This is a genomic window from Streptomyces sp. NBC_01439 (assembly GCF_036227605.1).
GTDB lineage: Bacteria > Actinomycetota > Actinomycetes > Streptomycetales > Streptomycetaceae > Streptomyces.
This window is the reverse complement of record NZ_CP109487.1, coordinates 30,393-46,995: the sequence shown is the minus strand read 5'-3', so window position 1 is coordinate 46,995 and position 16,603 is coordinate 30,393. Positions and strand designations below refer to the sequence as shown.

At 68.6% G+C, this 16,603-nt stretch carries 15 protein-coding genes and 1 pseudogene; 5 read left to right on the top strand and 11 right to left on the bottom strand.

Translation table 11 applies throughout. The annotated features are described in order from the left end of the window. Window positions 1-99 precede the first annotated feature (99 nt). A pseudogene (locus OG207_RS00225) lies at window positions 100-408 on the top strand (DUF6247 family protein); the annotation flags it as partial. Window positions 409-606: 198 nt separating this feature from the next. Here the strand turns inward: OG207_RS00225 and OG207_RS00220 are convergent. The 10 genes from OG207_RS00220 to OG207_RS00175 form a co-directional block, all read right to left on the bottom strand. After that, window positions 607-1,071 (bottom strand): ATP-binding protein, encoded by a 465-nt coding sequence (locus OG207_RS00220; protein WP_329094691.1) that lies wholly within the window; start codon window positions 1,069-1,071, stop codon window positions 607-609. A 66-nt stretch (window positions 1,072-1,137) separates the two neighbouring features. Beyond that, complete coding sequence (locus tag OG207_RS00215) at window positions 1,138-2,079, bottom strand: ornithine cyclodeaminase family protein (protein ID WP_329094689.1); 942 nt, start codon at window positions 2,077-2,079, stop codon at window positions 1,138-1,140. Further along, a complete protein-coding gene (locus tag OG207_RS00210; RefSeq protein WP_329094687.1) occupies window positions 2,076-3,209 on the bottom strand; it encodes a pyridoxal phosphate-dependent aminotransferase in 1,134 nt (377 codons plus the stop codon). The genes OG207_RS00215 and OG207_RS00210 overlap by 4 nt, the downstream gene beginning before the upstream one ends. A gap of 6 nt (window positions 3,210-3,215) precedes the next feature. After that, a complete protein-coding gene (locus tag OG207_RS00205) occupies window positions 3,216-3,860 on the bottom strand; it encodes a helix-turn-helix transcriptional regulator (protein WP_329094685.1) in 645 nt (214 codons plus the stop codon). A gap of 582 nt (window positions 3,861-4,442) precedes the next feature. Further along, complete coding sequence (locus OG207_RS00200) at window positions 4,443-5,048, bottom strand: excalibur calcium-binding domain-containing protein (protein ID WP_329094683.1); 606 nt, start codon at window positions 5,046-5,048, stop codon at window positions 4,443-4,445. Window positions 5,049-5,718: 670 nt separating this feature from the next. After that, window positions 5,719-6,684, bottom strand: a complete 966-nt coding sequence (locus OG207_RS00195; RefSeq protein ID WP_329094681.1) for a helix-turn-helix transcriptional regulator — start codon at window positions 6,682-6,684, stop codon at window positions 5,719-5,721. A 172-nt stretch (window positions 6,685-6,856) separates the two neighbouring features. After that, complete coding sequence (istB, locus tag OG207_RS00190; protein ID WP_329094680.1) at window positions 6,857-7,699, bottom strand: IS21-like element helper ATPase IstB; 843 nt, start codon at window positions 7,697-7,699, stop codon at window positions 6,857-6,859. A gap of 1 nt (window position 7,700) precedes the next feature. Continuing rightward, window positions 7,701-8,948, bottom strand: a complete 1,248-nt coding sequence (istA, locus tag OG207_RS00185) for an IS21 family transposase (protein WP_329094678.1) — start codon at window positions 8,946-8,948, stop codon at window positions 7,701-7,703. A gap of 34 nt (window positions 8,949-8,982) precedes the next feature. After that, window positions 8,983-9,294 (bottom strand): hypothetical protein, encoded by a 312-nt coding sequence (locus tag OG207_RS00180; protein ID WP_329094676.1) that lies wholly within the window; start codon window positions 9,292-9,294, stop codon window positions 8,983-8,985. Window positions 9,295-9,416: 122 nt separating this feature from the next. After that, window positions 9,417-10,319: an ATP-binding protein gene (locus tag OG207_RS00175; protein WP_329094673.1), complete on the bottom strand. Its 903-nt coding sequence runs from the start codon at window positions 10,317-10,319 to the stop codon at window positions 9,417-9,419. A gap of 252 nt (window positions 10,320-10,571) precedes the next feature. Between OG207_RS00175 and OG207_RS00170 the strand changes: the two genes are divergently transcribed. The 4 genes from OG207_RS00170 to OG207_RS00155 all read left to right on the top strand — a co-directional run bounded on the left by OG207_RS00170 (window position 10,572) and on the right by OG207_RS00155 (window position 13,865). Further along, a complete protein-coding gene (locus tag OG207_RS00170) occupies window positions 10,572-11,093 on the top strand; it encodes a hypothetical protein (RefSeq protein WP_030733476.1) in 522 nt (173 codons plus the stop codon). 139 nt (window positions 11,094-11,232) lie between these two features. Further along, window positions 11,233-12,003 (top strand): transposase, encoded by a 771-nt coding sequence (locus tag OG207_RS00165; RefSeq protein WP_329094670.1) that lies wholly within the window; start codon window positions 11,233-11,235, stop codon window positions 12,001-12,003. A 276-nt stretch (window positions 12,004-12,279) separates the two neighbouring features. Beyond that, window positions 12,280-12,726, top strand: a complete 447-nt coding sequence (locus tag OG207_RS00160) for an acyl-CoA thioesterase (protein ID WP_329094668.1) — start codon at window positions 12,280-12,282, stop codon at window positions 12,724-12,726. Window positions 12,727-13,019: 293 nt separating this feature from the next. After that, entirely contained in the window at window positions 13,020-13,865 is an 846-nt protein-coding gene (locus OG207_RS00155; protein WP_329094666.1) for a hypothetical protein, read from the top strand. Between the two features lie 19 nt (window positions 13,866-13,884). Here the strand turns inward: OG207_RS00155 and OG207_RS00150 are convergent, their stop codons facing one another. Further along, window positions 13,885-16,533: a helix-turn-helix transcriptional regulator gene (locus OG207_RS00150; protein WP_329094664.1), complete on the bottom strand. Its 2,649-nt coding sequence runs from the start codon at window positions 16,531-16,533 to the stop codon at window positions 13,885-13,887. Window positions 16,534-16,603 lie beyond the last annotated feature (70 nt).

Here is a 16,603-nt window from a genome sequence, read left to right as displayed (position 1 = left end):
CGGCAGCAAACGAGGTCCCAGGCTGCGCATCCGTCCGAACCTCCCCGGCCTAAGCCACCGCGTTCTACCGTGGCCGGTAGCACCCGCGAGGAGGAACCGATGAGCGCCCAGCCCGACCACACACCCGCCCCCACCGCCCCGTACGCACCCGCACCGGGCGCTGCGGCCGAACTCCTCACCAAGCTGCGCGCCGACCGCCGTGCGGAGCGGTGGGTGCCCGCGTTCGAGCGGGAGTGGGCGGCCGCGTTGGAGGAGTCGCGTCGAACGTTCTCCCTGACCACCCTCTACGAGGTCGTGCACGTCTGGCAGGCCCGTCTCGCCTCCGCTCCTGCGGTCGACGCGTTCACCGCTTCCGGCCGCGACGAAACGGGGTTCGTGGGCATGGCCGAGCTCCGCGGCCAGCGGCGCCGGCTGGACGAAGGCAGCGAATCCGACCCCTCCCACTGCCTCTGTCTCTTCGAGATGGACCAGGTCGCCGACGTCTTCGAGGAACACGGTGCCGAGAGTAACGGTCATGGGTGGGCGAATTGCTGCTGCCGGTGTATGGGAATCAGCGCATGGTTCCTGCTCACTGGTGGCTAGCGGCGGCCGTGCTGCATTCAGCTTTCACTTGGCTGTCGGGAGGATTGCCCAGTAGGTGATGGTGTGCGCGAGGATGCGGGTGCCGTGGGCGCTGGCGAGCAGGGTGATGATGGCTACGCCGCGGCCGTGTTCTTCCGGTGCGCAGCTCACGGTCCAGGCGCCCTCGTTGTGGGTGGGGCCGCCGTCGTCGACTTCGATGCGCAGGGTGTTGTCGTCTTCGGCCCGGTGCAGATGGAGGACGACTGGTGGCAGGGCGTGTTCGAGGGCGTTGGTGACGAGTTCGGAGACGACGAGCAGTGCGTGGTCGATGGTGTCGTCGTCCACGTTCCATGCGTGGAGGACGGTGGTGGCGATGCGGCGTGCGGTGCCGGCTGACTCGGGGCAGTGCGGCAGCCGCCAGGTGCAGGGAGTGTTGGCCCGTGTGCGGGTTATGGGCTGTCGGGGTGCAGTGGGGGAGGGGGCTGCTTCGGTGTGGGGGCTGGCGTCCATGGCAGGGTCCTGCCGGTCGGGTGTGTGAGAAGTACGGGTGAATTCCGGCTTGTGCGGCTCTGGGAGTTACCGCAGGAGCTGGTCGAGGACGGCTGAGGCGAGTGCCGCGTCGAGCGCGCCCACGCCGGTGAGGTCGGCGACCGTGATTGCTGTGTCGGGGCGGTCGAGGGGCGCTTTGAGGAGTTCACCCGCAGGGATGTCGCTGTCCTGGGCGGTGGCTCCGGCGCGGACGGCATGGCCGAAGTCTCCGTGGTCGATGCACTGGGCGTGGTCGTCCGTCGCGATGACCTGTGCGCGGCGGAAGAGCGCGGGTGGGAGCTCGTTCTTGTGGGGCATGTCCGTGCCGATGCCCGTCACGTGTGCGCCTTCGCGCACGTGGGTGGCGTCCAGTACGGGGGTTGTGGCCGCAGTCGTAGTGATGATCATGTCGGCGGCGGCCGCGTCCTGAGCCACCGCGGGTCGGGCGTTCAGTCCGTGTACGCGGAGCCGTTCGCACAGGGCGTTGGCTCTGTGCAGGGTGCGGCCGTGAACGAGCACGGTGCTGATGGTGCGGAGTTCGGCCAGCCAGGTGGCCTGGAGGCGGGCTTGTTCGCCGGTGCCGAAGACGGCCAGCGTCGAGGCATCGGGGCGGGACATGGCGTGGGTGATGAGCGCGCCCGCTGCCGCGGTGCGCCAGGCCGTCAGCAGACCGCGGTCGTCGAGGACCGCGCGTATCTGTCCGGTGCGGGCGCTGACGACGCAGACCAGGCCGTGGTTTGAGGGGATACCGAGGGCGGAGTTGCTGTAGAAGCCGGTCGCGATCTTGACGGTGAAGTTGGTGGCGCCGGTGATCCAGCCGGCTTTCACGTGGCAGTCGCCGTCGGCTTCGGGGAATGCCATGTGCAGGGGGTGCGGCACGCCGGTGCGGCCTTCGGCATGGGCGATCAGCCCGTCTTGGACGGTGTCCAGGACCAGCCGCGAGGTGACCGTCCGCTCGATGGCGGCCAGGTCGAACACGGGAAGAGTCATTGACGGGTCCGCATCCACGAGGCGAAGGCGGCCAGGCCTTCTTCCGGGTTGCGCCGGCCGATTCCGATACGGAACCGGTCGGCGGGGGTGGCGGTGAGTTCGGAGTGGTAGATGCTCGCGGGCAGCAGCAGGACTCCGGCTTCCTCCACCAGACGGGTGCAGAACTCCTCCACCCCCTCGGCGCCGAGATAGCGGGGATAGGCCACGCATCCGCCGTCCGGGGCCCGCCACTCGAAGTCGTCCGCGAACTCGGCGAAGAACGCCTCGAACGCGGGCAGGTTGGCCGCGATCCGTCCCCGGTTGCGGTCCAGGAGTGTGGCGCGGGCCTTCAGCGCGATACGGGCCAGGACCTCGCTGGGCGCGGAGTTGCAGATGGTCGTGTAGTGCTTGGCGCGCTCCAGACGAGAGCGCAGCTCGCGGTCACGGCAGGTGATCCAGCCGATCCGAAGCCCGGGCAACCCCAGGGACTTGGACGTCACGTTCAAGGACAAGGCGCGCTCGGAGAGGTCGGTGGCCTGCGGCAGGGTACGGGCCGGGTCGTACTCCAGACCTCGGTAGACCTCGTCGCTGAACAAGTGGATGCCCCGCTCGTCGCACAACCGGGCCAGCGCGGCGAAGTCGGCGGCGTCGATGACCTTGCCGGTCGGATTGTTGGGGAAGTTCACCGAGACGACCCGGGTGTTCGGCCGTATCGCCGCCGCCACCTCGTCGAGATCCAGGGCCCAGTCCCGGTCCGGGTCCAGGGCCACCCCGGTGACTTCACACAGCGCCATCGGCACGGTTTCGGCGGCCTGGTAGTTCGGGGTCACCACCACCGCATGGTCGCCCGCGCCGAGCAGCACGTTCATCGCCAGGTAGAGGGCTTCCTCCGCACCGGCGAAACAGATGACGTCGTCCGCGCCGGCGCACTCGTACATCTGCGCGATCACTTCCCGCAGCGCCGGGTCGCCGAACGTCTCGGTGTAACCCAGGGACAGGTTCTCGAAGGCGTCCCGGTCCTTGTCGTCAGCCAGCGCGAGGAGCTCACTGAGCGTCATGGTCTGCACGTCGGAGGCGGTCAGGTGATGGTGGGCGGTGAACTCCCACCGCGAGAAGTACGTCTCCAGGCGGAAATCGGGGAGGCGGGTCATGGTGCATCAGTCCTTTGCGCTGGGTGCTCTGAGCTCGGCCAGCAGGCCGTAAACGGTGGAACGGGACACCTGCAGCGCCGCGGCGACGACCGGGGTGGCGCGGCGCACCGCGAAGACCCGGGCCTCGTCGAGGCGGCCGAGGACGACCAGGCGATCCTGGCGGGTCATGCGTTCGACGGGGCGGCCCGACGCGCGGACGTAGGAGCCGATCACATACTGGATGCGCTCGGACCAGTCCTCCTCGAACAGGGGCTCGGGGCGCTGCACGATCGGCGCGCCGAAGGCGGACAGGACCGCCGCGGCCTGTTCCAGCGGAGTGCGGTCGAGATTGATGCACAGGACCGCCGACGGCCGGTCCTGTGCATCCCGCAGAACCGCGCTGACCGAAGACAGGCGCCGGCCGTCCACCAGCATCTTCTCGTACGGCCCGTACACGTCCTGAGCCGACTGGGCGAGCGCGTCCAGCTCGCCGAGCAGCGAAGGATCTCCCGGGCGGCGGGTGGTCATCGGGTTCCAGATCTCCAGCACCCGGTCGGTTTCCGGATCGTGCAGGACCACCTCGGCATACGGGCCGAGGAGCAATGCGACGGCCTGGCACACCGGTCCCCACATCCGAAGACGAGGGTCGTGGTCCGCTTCTGTTCCACTCATTTCTGAACTGTACGTCCAGTCTGGACATAGTGTCCAGGCCGGCGGGGGGATTGCTTCCGCGGGCCCGAAAGTGGGGCCGCTCGAAGCAGGCCTCGTCGGCACGGCGGGTGCACGGCCCGTCCCTGAAAATGCACCAGAGCTTTCCGGTGGCAGGTTTCCCCTGGTCCTGACACATGACGGCCCCCGCTGGCCTGGCCTCGGTACAGGGCACCTGACACCGCACCCCGGTGCTGATGTCAGGGCTGCCCGCTCGGCGTCCGATGCCCTGCGTGCGCGGGCCGGGGCGGCATCACTCGGGTGATCTTGCCGGTGCGATCCGGCTGCCCCGTGCAATTGCCTTGTTGATTCACACCAGCCGCCGGAACCGTGGTGGACGCAGCGCCCGGTTGCCCGATCCGGACAGCCAGCGACCCTCACGTACGGGAAGCGGCCCCCTCACGCGGGTGGCCGTACGCCTTCACCCGCCGAAATGATCACCCAGAACGGAACCGGGCTGCCAAACCGGAGCCGGGCCGGCAGCTACGCCACCAGCGCCGTAGCTGCCGGCCCGCCGGGCAACCAACCGGGTGCCCGTCGACGGGATCACTCGCAGGCGACACCGTCACCATCACGGTCGAGATGCGGCCCGAAGCCAGGATCGCCACGCCGGATCGGAGCCGCCCCCGCCTGCCTGACCGCGGTGCAGTTCCGGTACGACACCGAACCCCCGTCCTCGGAGCCCGAGCTACTGCTTCCGCCGGTACCGGTGCGGGATGAGGATCCGCCGACGGCAGAAGCGCTGCCGGAAGTCCTGGCCTTGCCGTCACCAGCCTCCGCCTGACGCCCCGGCTCCGCCGCGCCCTCACCCTGAGGCGGCCGGGCAGCACCGGCTGCCCCCTCAGGCGCAACAGGAGCCAGCACCTCCGCTGGCGGCAGCACCGGTGGGGGCGCCGTCGGAGCAGTCGACGCGGAGATCGGTGCGGAAGCCGCCGGGGCGGGGGCAGTAACCGTGACCACGACCACCGGCTGCGCCTGAGGCTTCCGCTCGGCGTCCACGCCAGCGGGTTTCGGATTGGCACCGGCCACCAGCAGCACTCCGAACCAGACCGACGCCAACACGACCGTCACCGCCCTGCCGGCCTTGTCCCAACGCGCCATGAACGCCAGCGCGGCGCCGAGCGGGGGAATGACCAGCGTCGCGACGACCACGGCAGGAACCGCCAACGCGGGATGCCAACGGCGGCCCGGAACGGGCGAAGACAGGCTGGTGTCAGAGGGTGGGTACACGCGTCTCCAGACTGAAAGCACGAAGGAAGGGCGAGTCACGGGAAGGTGAACGACCACCGACCACCGGGCAGCGCCACGATCAGCCCCGCCCAGGGGCCGGGACACCCCCACGCCGCACGGCATAGGCACGCAGGGATACACCAGGTCAACGTCTCCACCCGCCCCTGGTCACCGGACAGCACCGAGTAATTCCCGAAGGACACCGCACTCGCCAGCCGGACTGCCGACCCGTGTCGGAGCGTTCGGCCCGCAGTGAGTACCACACCATTCGAACGGGACCCCCGCCAGCCGGGGCTTCCGCCTGGACGGTTGCGCGGCGGGAGGCGTACCGGTCTCGCTGCTGCCGAGTGCGGTGGCCACCTGCTCGAGCGGTACTTCCTCGACGGCGAGCTCGCCCGCGCCACGTGCCGGCCGGCCCGTGCAACTGCCTGTCCAAACCGGCTGCCGGAACCCTGGTGGACACACGGCCGTGCCGCCCGACCAGGAAACGACCGTGACGCGTCGCCAATGCCGGGACACCTGCCTGCCCGCGGTCTGGCTGGCCCCTTTTGAGAGGGTCAGCGGATCCCCGACTGCGTTCGATGGTGCGGGGTCAGGTGCGTGGCATCTGCTCCCGGACCCAGACAGCAATCTGGGTGCGGGAGGTGAACCCGAGCTTGGCCAGGGCTCGCTGGACATGCCCCTGTGCCGTGCGATGGGAGATGACCAGCTGAGCGGCTATCTGCTTGTCCGCCAGCCCTTGCGCGACTAGCTTGGCAACGGCCGTTTCCCGCGGAGTGAGGGGCGAGGCCGACGCTTGGGCCGCACCAGGACCGGGTACTGGCCGGCCAAGGGCACGGGCGACAGCCTGTTCCGTGGTGAAGGCGGCTCCCACCCGAACCCGGACGGTGAAGCGGGCACGGCCCAGTGCCTGCAGAAGCAGGTCCTCGCATTCGGTGCGGTGATGCAATAGCCGCCCGACTCCGGGAAGAGTGGCGCCTACCTGATGCCAGACGTTCTGAGCCGCCCCCAGAAGCTCGGCGCCTTCCTCACGGTGCCCATCACCAGCCCGGGCCCACGCCAGCACCTCCAGGCACTGAGCCAAGGCCAGACGGTTGTCTGTAGCACGTGCGATACCCAGCCCCTCCCGGAGAGCACTGACAGCCCGCTCAACGTTGCCTGTCAGCCAGAGACGAAGCCCTGAGATCCACAGTGAGAAGGCGCGGGACCACTGAGCATCGTGCGTCTCGCACAGAGCCAGGCCCTCTTCGCAGAGGGCGGCAGTACGCGGCTCTGCGGACAGGCAGCAGGACAGGCCGAGGAGGAACAGCGTCGACCAGGTGTCGCCCGGGTCGCCGTGAGCCCGATACTGCTGAAGAGCCGAGTCGAGAAGGGGCACTGCACGCGCGAAGTCATCCTGGAACAGGGCGATCAGGCCTTCGAACTGCGCGGCGTGCGCCTTCACCAGCAGATCGCCGAGCGAATCGGCCAGCGTGTGGCACTCCGCCAGCCGGGCATGCGCCGACGCGATGTCTCCGCGCAGCAGAGCCAGCCACCCGTCGGCCCACAGGGCTTTCACCCTCGCCGGGCTCGGCGTACGGTCCGATGCCAGATTCCGGGCCAGCCAGTGGCGCTCCTCCTCCAGACTCCCCGAACCCAGCCGGTGGCTCCACAGGCCTCCGCCCATCTGTCGGCGTCGGCTGAAAAGTGGACCAGTTTGGCCGGTTGAAAAGTGACCCGCTGGTGTCGGTTCAGTCGTTGTCGTTGACGGTGGGAACGCGGCCGAGTTCTCGTCCTTTCATGCGGTAGGAGTCTCCCTTGAGGGAGTGGACCTCGGCGTGGTGGACGAGGCGGTCGATCATGGCGGCGGCGACAGTCTCGTCGCCGAAGACTTCTCCCCAGCGTCCGAAGGGCTTGTTGCTGGTGACGATCACGGACGCGCGTTCGTATCTGTTCGAGACGAGCTGGAAGAACAGATTCGCGGCTTCGGCCTCGAAGGGGATGTATCCCACCTCGTCCACCACGATCAGCGGATAGCGTCCGAGTCGGGTGAGTTCGTCGGCCAGGCGGCCGGTGTGGTGGGCATCGGCCAGGCGGTCGACCCACTCGGCCGCGGTGGCGAACGCGACGCGGTGACCGGCCTGGCAGGCCCGGACCGCAAGTCCGGTGGCCAGGTGGGTCTTGCCGGTGCCGGGCGGGCCGAGGAAGACGACGTTCTCCTTGCCCGCGATGAAGTCCAGCGTGCCCAGATGCGCCAGCTGCTGGCGCGTCAGGCCGCGCAGGTGGGTGACATCGAGTTCCTCCAGGGTCTTGACCGCGGGGAAACGCGCCGCCCGTACTCTCGCTTCGCCGCCGTGGGATTCCCGGGCGGATACCTCCCGCTGGAGGCAGGCGACGAGGTATTCGGTGTGGGTCCAGGATTCCTTGCGGGCCCGTTCCTCCAGTCGGCCCGCGGCATCCAAGAGTGCGGGGGCTTTCATCGCGCGGGCGAGGAAGGCCAGGTCGGAGGCGGTCTGCTGCCCGGTCCGCCGGTTCACTCCAGCCGAAGCGGCGGTGGTGTCCTCGGTGGTGTCGGCGATGGTGGTGCGGGGCATGTCAGATCACCTCTCTTCCACCGTCGATCACGGTGAACAGACGGTCGTAGGTGCCAAGCTCGCGTTGTTCGACTTCGACCAGCGGGCCGGAATCGACGGACCGGATGTGACCGGTGGGCCGCTGGTGGTGGTGTTCTCGGCGCATGATCCGGCCGGTTTCGGCGTGCTGGGGGTCGGTGATGGTCTGGTGGCGGGCCCAGCAGCGGGTGTGTTCTGCGACGATCTCCCCGCCCGCGGCCAGGACGATCACCTTTTCGTTGTCGGACAGGACGGTGACCTGGTGGCCGATCGCGGCCGGGTCGACGGAGTAGTCGCAGGTGTCGACGCGGACGTAGTGGTCGCGGCCGAGGCGGACCTGGAACCGCCACCAGGTCGGCGGGTCGGCGGCCGGGAGGGTCAGCATCTGGGCCCGGTCGGCTTCCCATCGGTCGGCCGGGCGGGCGCCGAGGGTGCGGTGGATCCTGCGGTTGGCGACCTTCAGCCAGGCCGTCAGCTGGCTGTTGAAATCGTCCGGGCCGCTGAAGTGGCGGCCGGGCAGGAACGAGGTCTCCAGGTAGCCGTTCGCCCTCTCGACCAGGCCCTTCGCTTCTGGATCGCGAGGTCGGCACAAGTAGATCTTCGTGGCGAGCAGGCCCGCGAACGCGGCGAACTCGGAGGTCGGGCGGCCGCGGCCGACGCCGGCCTCGTTGTCCCAGACCAGCGTCTTGGGCACCGCACCCCACTCGGTCAGCAGCCGCCAGTGCCCGTCGATCAGGTCCCCGGTCCGCCTCGAGGGCAGCATCCTCGCGGTGATCACCCGCGAGTAGCCGGAGACCATCACCAGCACCGGCATCCGCCCGCACTGCCCATAGCCCAGCGGAATGTCCGCCTCGGGAAACCACAGGTCGCACTGGGCCAGCTCGCCGGGCCGATAAACCGTCCGCGAGACCGGGTCGACCGGAACATAGGCCGGCCGGAGCTCGCGCACCCGGTCTTTGAGGATCGTCATCCCGCGGTCCCAGCCGATCCGCTCCGCGATCACCGTCGCCGGCATCGTCGGGGTCTCCCGCAGAAGCTCACGGATCTGCACCTCGACCGCGTCGACCGCCGAGCCCTTCACCGCACGCTCGTACTTCGGTGGCCGGTCCGTGGCCAGAGCCCGCTTGACCGTGTTCCTCGAGATCCCCAGATGCCGGGCGATTGCCCGGATCGGCATCCGCTCGGCCCGATGCAGCCGGCGGATCTCTGCCCAGTCCTCCACGAGGATCACCCTTCCCTCCTGACCTTGATCACCAAGGTCAGAGTCAGATGAAGATCACCAAGTGGGTCACTTTTGATACGCCGTCAGAGGGTCCGAGTTCAGCCGTCGCCGACACCATCTCCAGCCCTGCACGGGCCTCACCGGTATGGGACAGGCAAAAGTCGAGGGCGGTGCGCAGGTTCGCCCGCTCTTGGCGGAGGCGGGCGAACCACTCGGTCTGCCTCCCGGTGAACCACTCGGCCTCGGCGAGTAGGACCTGGCTCCGGTAACGGTCGCGATGGCGGCGACGTACCCCCTCTACCTCACCCCGCTCGCCAAGCCTTTCGCGACCGTACTGACGCAGTGTCTCAAGCATCCGGTAGCGCGCACAGGTGATCGTCCTCCCGGTTCAGGACCGACTTGTCCACCAGGCCTGTCACGGCATCCAACGCCTCTTTCGCGGTGAGACCCTCGGCGGTACACACCGTCTCCACCGCCTCAAGGTCGAAACTGCCGGGGAAGACGGACAAACGGGCCCCACAGCAGCTGCTCCTGCGGCCCACACAGGTCATAACTCCAATCGACCGCTGCGCGCATGGTCTGCTGACGAGCCGGTGCGGCCTTGCTTCCACCCGTCAGCAACGCGAACCGGTCATCCAGCCGGTCCAGGATCTGCTCGCACGTCAGCACCCGCATACGAGCGGCAGCCAGCTCGACAGCCAGGGGAATCCCGTCAAGACGATGACAGATCAGAGCAGCCGCCCTGCCCAACTCAGACAGCGCGTGCTCGCCCAGAGTGGCAGCTGCCCGGTCCGCGAACAGCCGCAGCGCCTCACTCTGGCCAGCCGCTGTGACCTGCCCGGGATCGTCCGGATGCGGAGCAGACAGAGGGGATACCGTCAGCAGGTGCTCTCCGGCCACGCCCAGGGATTGCCGGCTGGTGGCGAGCACCTGCAGGCCCGGGGCTGAAGCCAGCAATGCGTGGACCAGCAGCGCACAGCCGTGCAACAGGTGCTCACAGTTGTCGAGCACCAGCAGGAGCCGCTTGCCCTGCAGGAAATCGGTGAGGGCGGCCAGCGGATGCTGCCCCATGTCGTGGCCCGGTTCGAGCGCAGCGAGCACGGCGTGTTCGAGCAGCTCCTCCTTCTCCACTGCTGCCAGGTCCGCCAGCCATGCCCCGTCAGGGAAGGAACGGCGCACTTGCGCCGCCACGCGCAGGGCAAGCCGGCTCTTTCCCATCCCGCCAGGTCCGGTCAGGGTCAACAGCCTTGTTCGGCCCTGCAGCTGCCGAGACCGTGCCACGTCGTGCTTTCGCCCGACGAAACTTGTCGTATCTCCCGGGAGGTTTCCGGATTCCTTGGGTATACGAGCCACCCGACGCCCTATCCATTCCGAGTACATTCGCCGACCCGATGGCTACTCAGGCCGTGCCGCTGGGCTGCGTACCAGCCTGCAATTCGCGGAGCATGTGGTTTGCAGGCCGTGGCCCCGCTATGGCCTAAGGGTTGTCCCGCAAATGATCTCCGAACGGGGGATCCGAGTCTTGCGACCATCAACGGCCGCTGCGATCGGCAGCTGGCTCCCCCGTATGGGGGATCGTGATCATCCGCACGGGCGACGCCCTGTCGTCAGAGGTTCGGCGACGTTGGATTCATGCCGATCAACCTTGCTCTGGGTGACACCGAGCGTCCGGTTCCGCGTTGGGCACTCCGGTTCGCGAAGGCCCTTCCGTTCGTCGTGCTGCCGCACTGCCTGTGGCGGCTGCCGTTCGCCTTCGACTTCTCGATGGGAACGGTAGATCCGTCGGCACCGCCCATGCCGTGGTGGGCCCCGGCCTACGTGTTCGGGTTGAGCGTGCTCACCGAGGCACTGGCACTGCTCTGTACCGGCCTGGTGAGCGGGTGGGGCGAGGTGGTGCCGCGCTGGGTGCCGTTCATCGGCGGCCGGCGCGTGGCGCCGCTCGTAGCGGTGATCCCGGCGGTCCTGGGAGGCCTGGCGCTGGTGGCGATGTTCGGCCTCTTCCCGCTTGCCTGGGCGGGCGTCTTGCCCGAGGTGGGGTACAGCAATGGATGGTGGATGGCTCTGGCCCGGGTCTGCGTCACTCCAGCGATGCTGTGGGGGCCGATCGTGCTGGCCCTGGCCTGGGCCTACTACCGGCGTCGCCGACCTGCCTGATGGGCTCGTCGTTCCAGACCGGCCGAGCCCGGATGGCTCCGTGCATACGAGCGAACGCAGGGCCGGACAGCATGATTCGCCGCGGCACAGTGGCCGCGATCGCCCGGCTCCGGGCAAAGGAGGATGAGATGATCTCGCGGTGTCTGGTGTGATCACGGCGTCGGAGCCGTCCTGGATAGCCCCGTTCACCGGGCTGAGCCCTCGCAACTTCGGCAAGCTCGTGACGGTGCTGCGGCGCGAGGGCGCGGATGCGGTCCGCAAGGGTCGGCCGTGGAGTCTTCCGCTGGAGGACCGGGCACTGCTCGTCGCGGCTTACTGGCGCACGAACCTGACCATGCGCCAGCTCGCCCCGCTGTTCGGGGTGTCCAAATCGGCGGCGGACCGCATCATCGATCACCTCGGGCCGATGCTCGCGCTCCAGCCTCGAGATCGGTTCGCCAAGGACACTGTGCTCATCGTGGACGGAACCCTGGTCCCCACCCGCGACCACACCATCGCCGCCCAATCCAAGGACTATCGCTACTCCACCAACCACCAGGTCGTCATCGATGCCGACACCCGCCTGATCGTCGTGGTCGGCCGACCGCTCGCCGGCAACCGCAACGACTGCAAGGCATGGGAGGAGTCCGGCGCCAAAGCCTCAGTCGGCAAGACCCTCACGATCGCCGACGGCGGCTACCTAGGCACCGGACTTGTCATCCCGCACCGCCGTGAGCGTGGCCAGACCGAACTCCCGTACTGGAAAGGGGAACACAACAAGTCCCACAAGCAGGTCCGAGCCCGGGTCGAGCATGTCTTCGCCCGTATGAAGACCTGGAAGATCCTCCGCGACTGCCGCCTCAAAGGCGACGGCGTCCACCACGCCATGCTCGGCATCGCTCGAATGCATAATCTCGCCCTCGCCGGATAGGCCAGCGGGCCGCGCGGCGGCCAACCTTGTCCGAGGCGTCTCGGAGATCATTTGCGGGACAACCCTTATCCCCCCCGAAGGGGTGGGGAGCCACACGAAACTCGATTGAATGCATGCCGGTCACACTAGCCGGTTACCGATCCGGTGTACGGCCGCCTGAGCGGCCTGTTGAGTTGAGTACCGGCTACTCATGCGGATCATCCGGCAGTCGTGGTCGTCTGTGACCGGGCGTCGATTCGACCGGACGTGGAAGATCAGGCAGCAGGGGGAACGGCCATGCAGGAACTGCCCGTCGAAGCGGGACACATCCAATCGGTCCAGGTACATTTCGACGACCTGGATTTCCTGGGAATGGTGCACAATTCGCGCCATGCGCTGTTCGTCGAACGAGCGATCACGACCTATTGGCGAGAACAGGGCTGGAGCACGGATCCTGATCGCTCACGGTATCGCGACACGCATCTCGTCGTGCGTGAATTCATGGTCACGTACGAGGAGCCGATTCGCGGCACGGGGGACGTGGGCGTGTGGTTCCGGATTTCACGGCTCGGCCGCACCAGCGTGATGTACGAGTTCCAGGTGAGATCCGGCGACGGCCGCTGTGTGCATGCTCACGGTCATCGGGTGCAGGTCCGGATCGACCCGGAGACCCTGAAGCCCCTCGCCTTCAGCGACGAGCTGCGGGAGACCGCGCACGGCCTCATGCGGGAGCCGGCCCGGTAGCAGGTCGGTTGCGCGCAGGCCGGCCGCTGGCACGGTGCGGAGCGCCGGGCTCCCGGCGCGCGCGGCGCCGGCCGACCGCAGCGCGTGCAGAGCGAACCGGCCGGCTCCGGCGAGGCTCCGCCTACTGGATCAAACCGCCCCTAACGGTCCGTGAACGCGGCGGTCCGGGCTGAGTAGGTGCTGCTCACGACACCCGGCCGGGTACGCGCAAGACTCCAACCGAACGCCTGGCGTTCACATCTTCCAACCCGTGCCGGCATTTTCAGGACAACCCTAAGGAGTGCGTTTCCCTCATGCTGAACAGTAAGTCCTCCGTAGCGGCTCTGGCAGCTGCAGCCCTCTTGGGGGAAACGTTCTCCGTGTATTCCATCGCCTCCGTCTCGTACAGTCCTGACATGGCCTGGTCGATGGGATGGATCGCCACGGTCTTCACGTTGAGCATCACGATCTCGGTGATGCTTGCCATACGCGGAACGACTGTGATGGGCACGGCATCCGTTGCCGCGGCAGGGCTGGGCCTGCTGGCGTCAGGCATTGAGCGCGGAGAAACCGTCTTCTCGACCACCGGGGCGGTATGCATCATCGCCGGTCTGGCGTTCATGTTCCTCCAGGCACGGTTCTCGCCTTTTTCCCTGTACGCGCAATGGGGGCTGGGGGCGGTCGCCGGCGAGGGCCCGAGGGAGCGTCACACCAGGCTGTGCCGCATTACCGAGCTCGATGAACGCCTCCTCCCCCTGCTGGAGGACACGGTGCACAGGTACTCGTTGGGGGATCTCCGCGCCGCTACAAGGCTGTGCTGCGAAACGCGGTATTCGGACAACGGCGTGCTCCCGCGAGGCGCATATGCCGGGCCGGCTCCCGTGATCGAGGCATGCGTTCTCACCGAGAACCTGGTCATCATTTTGATAGCGCACACCGAAGGGCGCGGAGTCGCTTTTGTCGGGAGACTTCAGCAGACCATGGTGAGCGAGACGCCTCGCCGGGAGGACAGTGAGGGGGAGCGTGAAATCTATGTGAGGTCGGCGTGGCTGGATTCCAGCGAGTCGTCCAGCTATCCCTTCCCCCTCGACGACGGTGCGGCCGGCCGGGAATTTGTGGAAGGGTTCCGTGAAATGCTCACGGCGACCCGGCACACCTGACGGAAGCCTCGCTGCACGGTTACGGAAGCAGTCGGTCGGCCAGTTCCTTGCGCGTGGTGATGCCGAGCTTGTTGTAAATGCGTTGCAGGTGGTTGTCGACGGTGCGTACGGAGATGGTCAGCGCGGCGGCGATGTCCTTGCTGAGCATGCCCCGGGAGGCGAGCAGGGCGATTTCGCGCTCCCTCACGGTGAGTTGCACGACCTCCGCGCACGCCATGAGGGCAGGGGTTCTCGCTCCCTCGCAGCGGGCCGCGAGCTCGTCGGAGCGGACGGCGGCGGCGTTGGCCCGACGGGTCTGTCCGGCCGTTCGCAGGGCGGCGGCAGCGGTGCTCGCCGCCTCGGCTGCCAGCAGGTCCGCTCCCATGGCCTGCAGAGCGTCCGCGGCGGCGAGCAGCCCGTCCGGGTCGCGGGTGGACCATGCGACGGCCAGATCGGCGCGGGCCCGGTGGAAGCGCCCGGTGCGCTCCTGCGCTATCTCGGTCAGCCGCACGGCGGCTTCCCCGGCTTGCCCGAGGCGGACGAGGTCGGTCAGCAGAATCGCCTCGGACGCGGTTTCCCCGCGCTCGAACGCCTCCCTGGCGGCCGCCGTCAGGACCGTTCGAGCGCGGGTCAGCTCACCGCGGGCGACGTACAGCCAGGCCTCGCCCAGGCTCTCTTCGGGGAAGAACCCCGCGGCGGGAAGCCGATCGCGTTCGGCCAGGGCTGCTTCCGCCGCTTCGCAGTCTCCCTGCAGTGCGGCGGACGCCGCCAGACCCGCCAGCGCCATCGACAGCACGACGGGGGTGTACGGGCGGGACGCTCGGGCCACCTCCGCGAACCAGCGCCGCGCCTGAGCCGGGTGGCCGGCGGTCCATGTGCCACGGGCCAGATAGAAGGCCAGCAGTCGACGGTCCGCGGTCGCGCTCGCGTCCGTGAGGCCCGCGAAGGCCCGCTCACCGACCTCTTGCGCCTCGGCCAGACGGCCGCTCTCCGCCAGGGCGAGGACGAGAACCGCCCGGTGGGCCACCTCGTGCGTGGCCGCGGAGTGGGTTTCGCCCACGGCCGCGCTGAAGGCCATGACACGTCGGATCCAGCCCTCGGCCTCCTCCCCGCGACCCGTGACCGCAAGAGCCGTGGACCTGGTCATGGCGGCCCACAGCCATGTCTGGCCGTCGGGTGCGTGCGCGCCCTCAAGTTCGAGGTCCGCGCTGAGGGCAAGGCTGTGTCCGACGTCTCCCACGGTGAGCGCGCTGGCGGCTTCGTTGGCCAGCAGGACGCGGTGACCGAGGGCACTGGTGACCCGGCTGCGGACGGATGCGAGGAGGTCGAGAACCTCCTCGTAGGGTGTTCCCACGCCCCACAGGAGGTTCTGTATCCGGACCGGCAGTACGGACAGAACGTCCTGTTCGGTCGTGGCCATGACGTCGGCCCGCGACAGCGCGTCTTCCGCCTGCTGGTACTCACCGGCCTCGTACAGGGTGTTGCCCAGTAGCAGCTGGACCTGGAAGCTCTGGTGCTGCTCCGGGATCGCCCGCAGGAGATCGAGCGCGCGGGGGTACTCGCGGGCGTGCGCGGCCAGGGCTGCCGCGCGGACGAGCAGACCCGGATTGGCCGTGCCGGTGGCCGCGAGCTTGTACGTGGCGAGGTGGACCGCGTCCTCGCGGCGACGGGCCCCGGTGCGCTTCAGCAGATGGACCTGCCGGAGCAGGGTCTCCCTGCGGCGCTGGGCCGTCATGTCCGCGCGCAGCACCTCACCGTAGAGGGGGTGGGCCAGCCGGACCGCTGAGCGTCTTTCCTCCTGGACGACGACGATCAGCCCCGACTGCTCCAACTCGTTCAGCACCTGCGGTTCGGTGTCCATCTCCAGGTGGCCCAGGGAGAGCGGCTCGCACAGAGACAGGACGTCCAGTACCTGTCGGCCGGCGGGTGCGGCGACGGAGAGCCGGGACCGGATCAGATCGGTCAGGCGCCGCGTGCCCGGCAGCCGGTCCGCGGTCATGTCCCAGATCTCGCCGTCGCAGGTCAGCACTCCGGCGGCCACGGCTCCCACCACCAGCTCCCGCAGGTAGAGGGGATTGCCCCCGCTGTTCGTGAGGAGGTGGTTGACCGCGCTCCTCACGACCGGCCCCTCCAGGACCTGTTCCAGCACCGTCACGACCTGCCCACGGGTGAACCCGACGAGGTCCACCTGCCGTACGGCGTCCCCGTGTCCGAGCGCGGCCACCGCCAGCGCCTGGCTTTCCTCCGACCGAACCGTTCCCAGCAGGAAGATGACCCCGGCGTCCATCAACTGCCGCAACAACATGGCCGAGGTCGCGTCGAGCAGGTGGACGTCGTCGACCAGGATCACCATGCGGGGCCGCGCCGTACCCGGCCGCGACAGCAGCCTGGCCACACTGGCGAATCCGGAGACCGGGTCGGACAGATCGACGCCGTCGGGCAGCAGATGGGCGATGGCGCCCAGCGGAACCGACGCCGCCGCCGAGGTGGCAACCGCCCTGCCGATCCGGTGTCCGAGCACGACGGCACGGTCCAGGCACTCCTCGGCCAGCCGGGACTTGCCCACTCCGGCCGGCCCGAAGACCAGAAAGGCGGCGCTGCGAGGTTCCGACACGACCTCGTCGAAATCCTTCAGCTCGGCCTCGCGCCCGACCAGCGGCCACCGTTGCACGACACCGTTTCGATTCATTCCTCTGCCCCCACTGGTTGGCTCCTGCCCGGTTTCGCCGACGCCCGCGGCCTTCGCGGCCGAGCTCGCC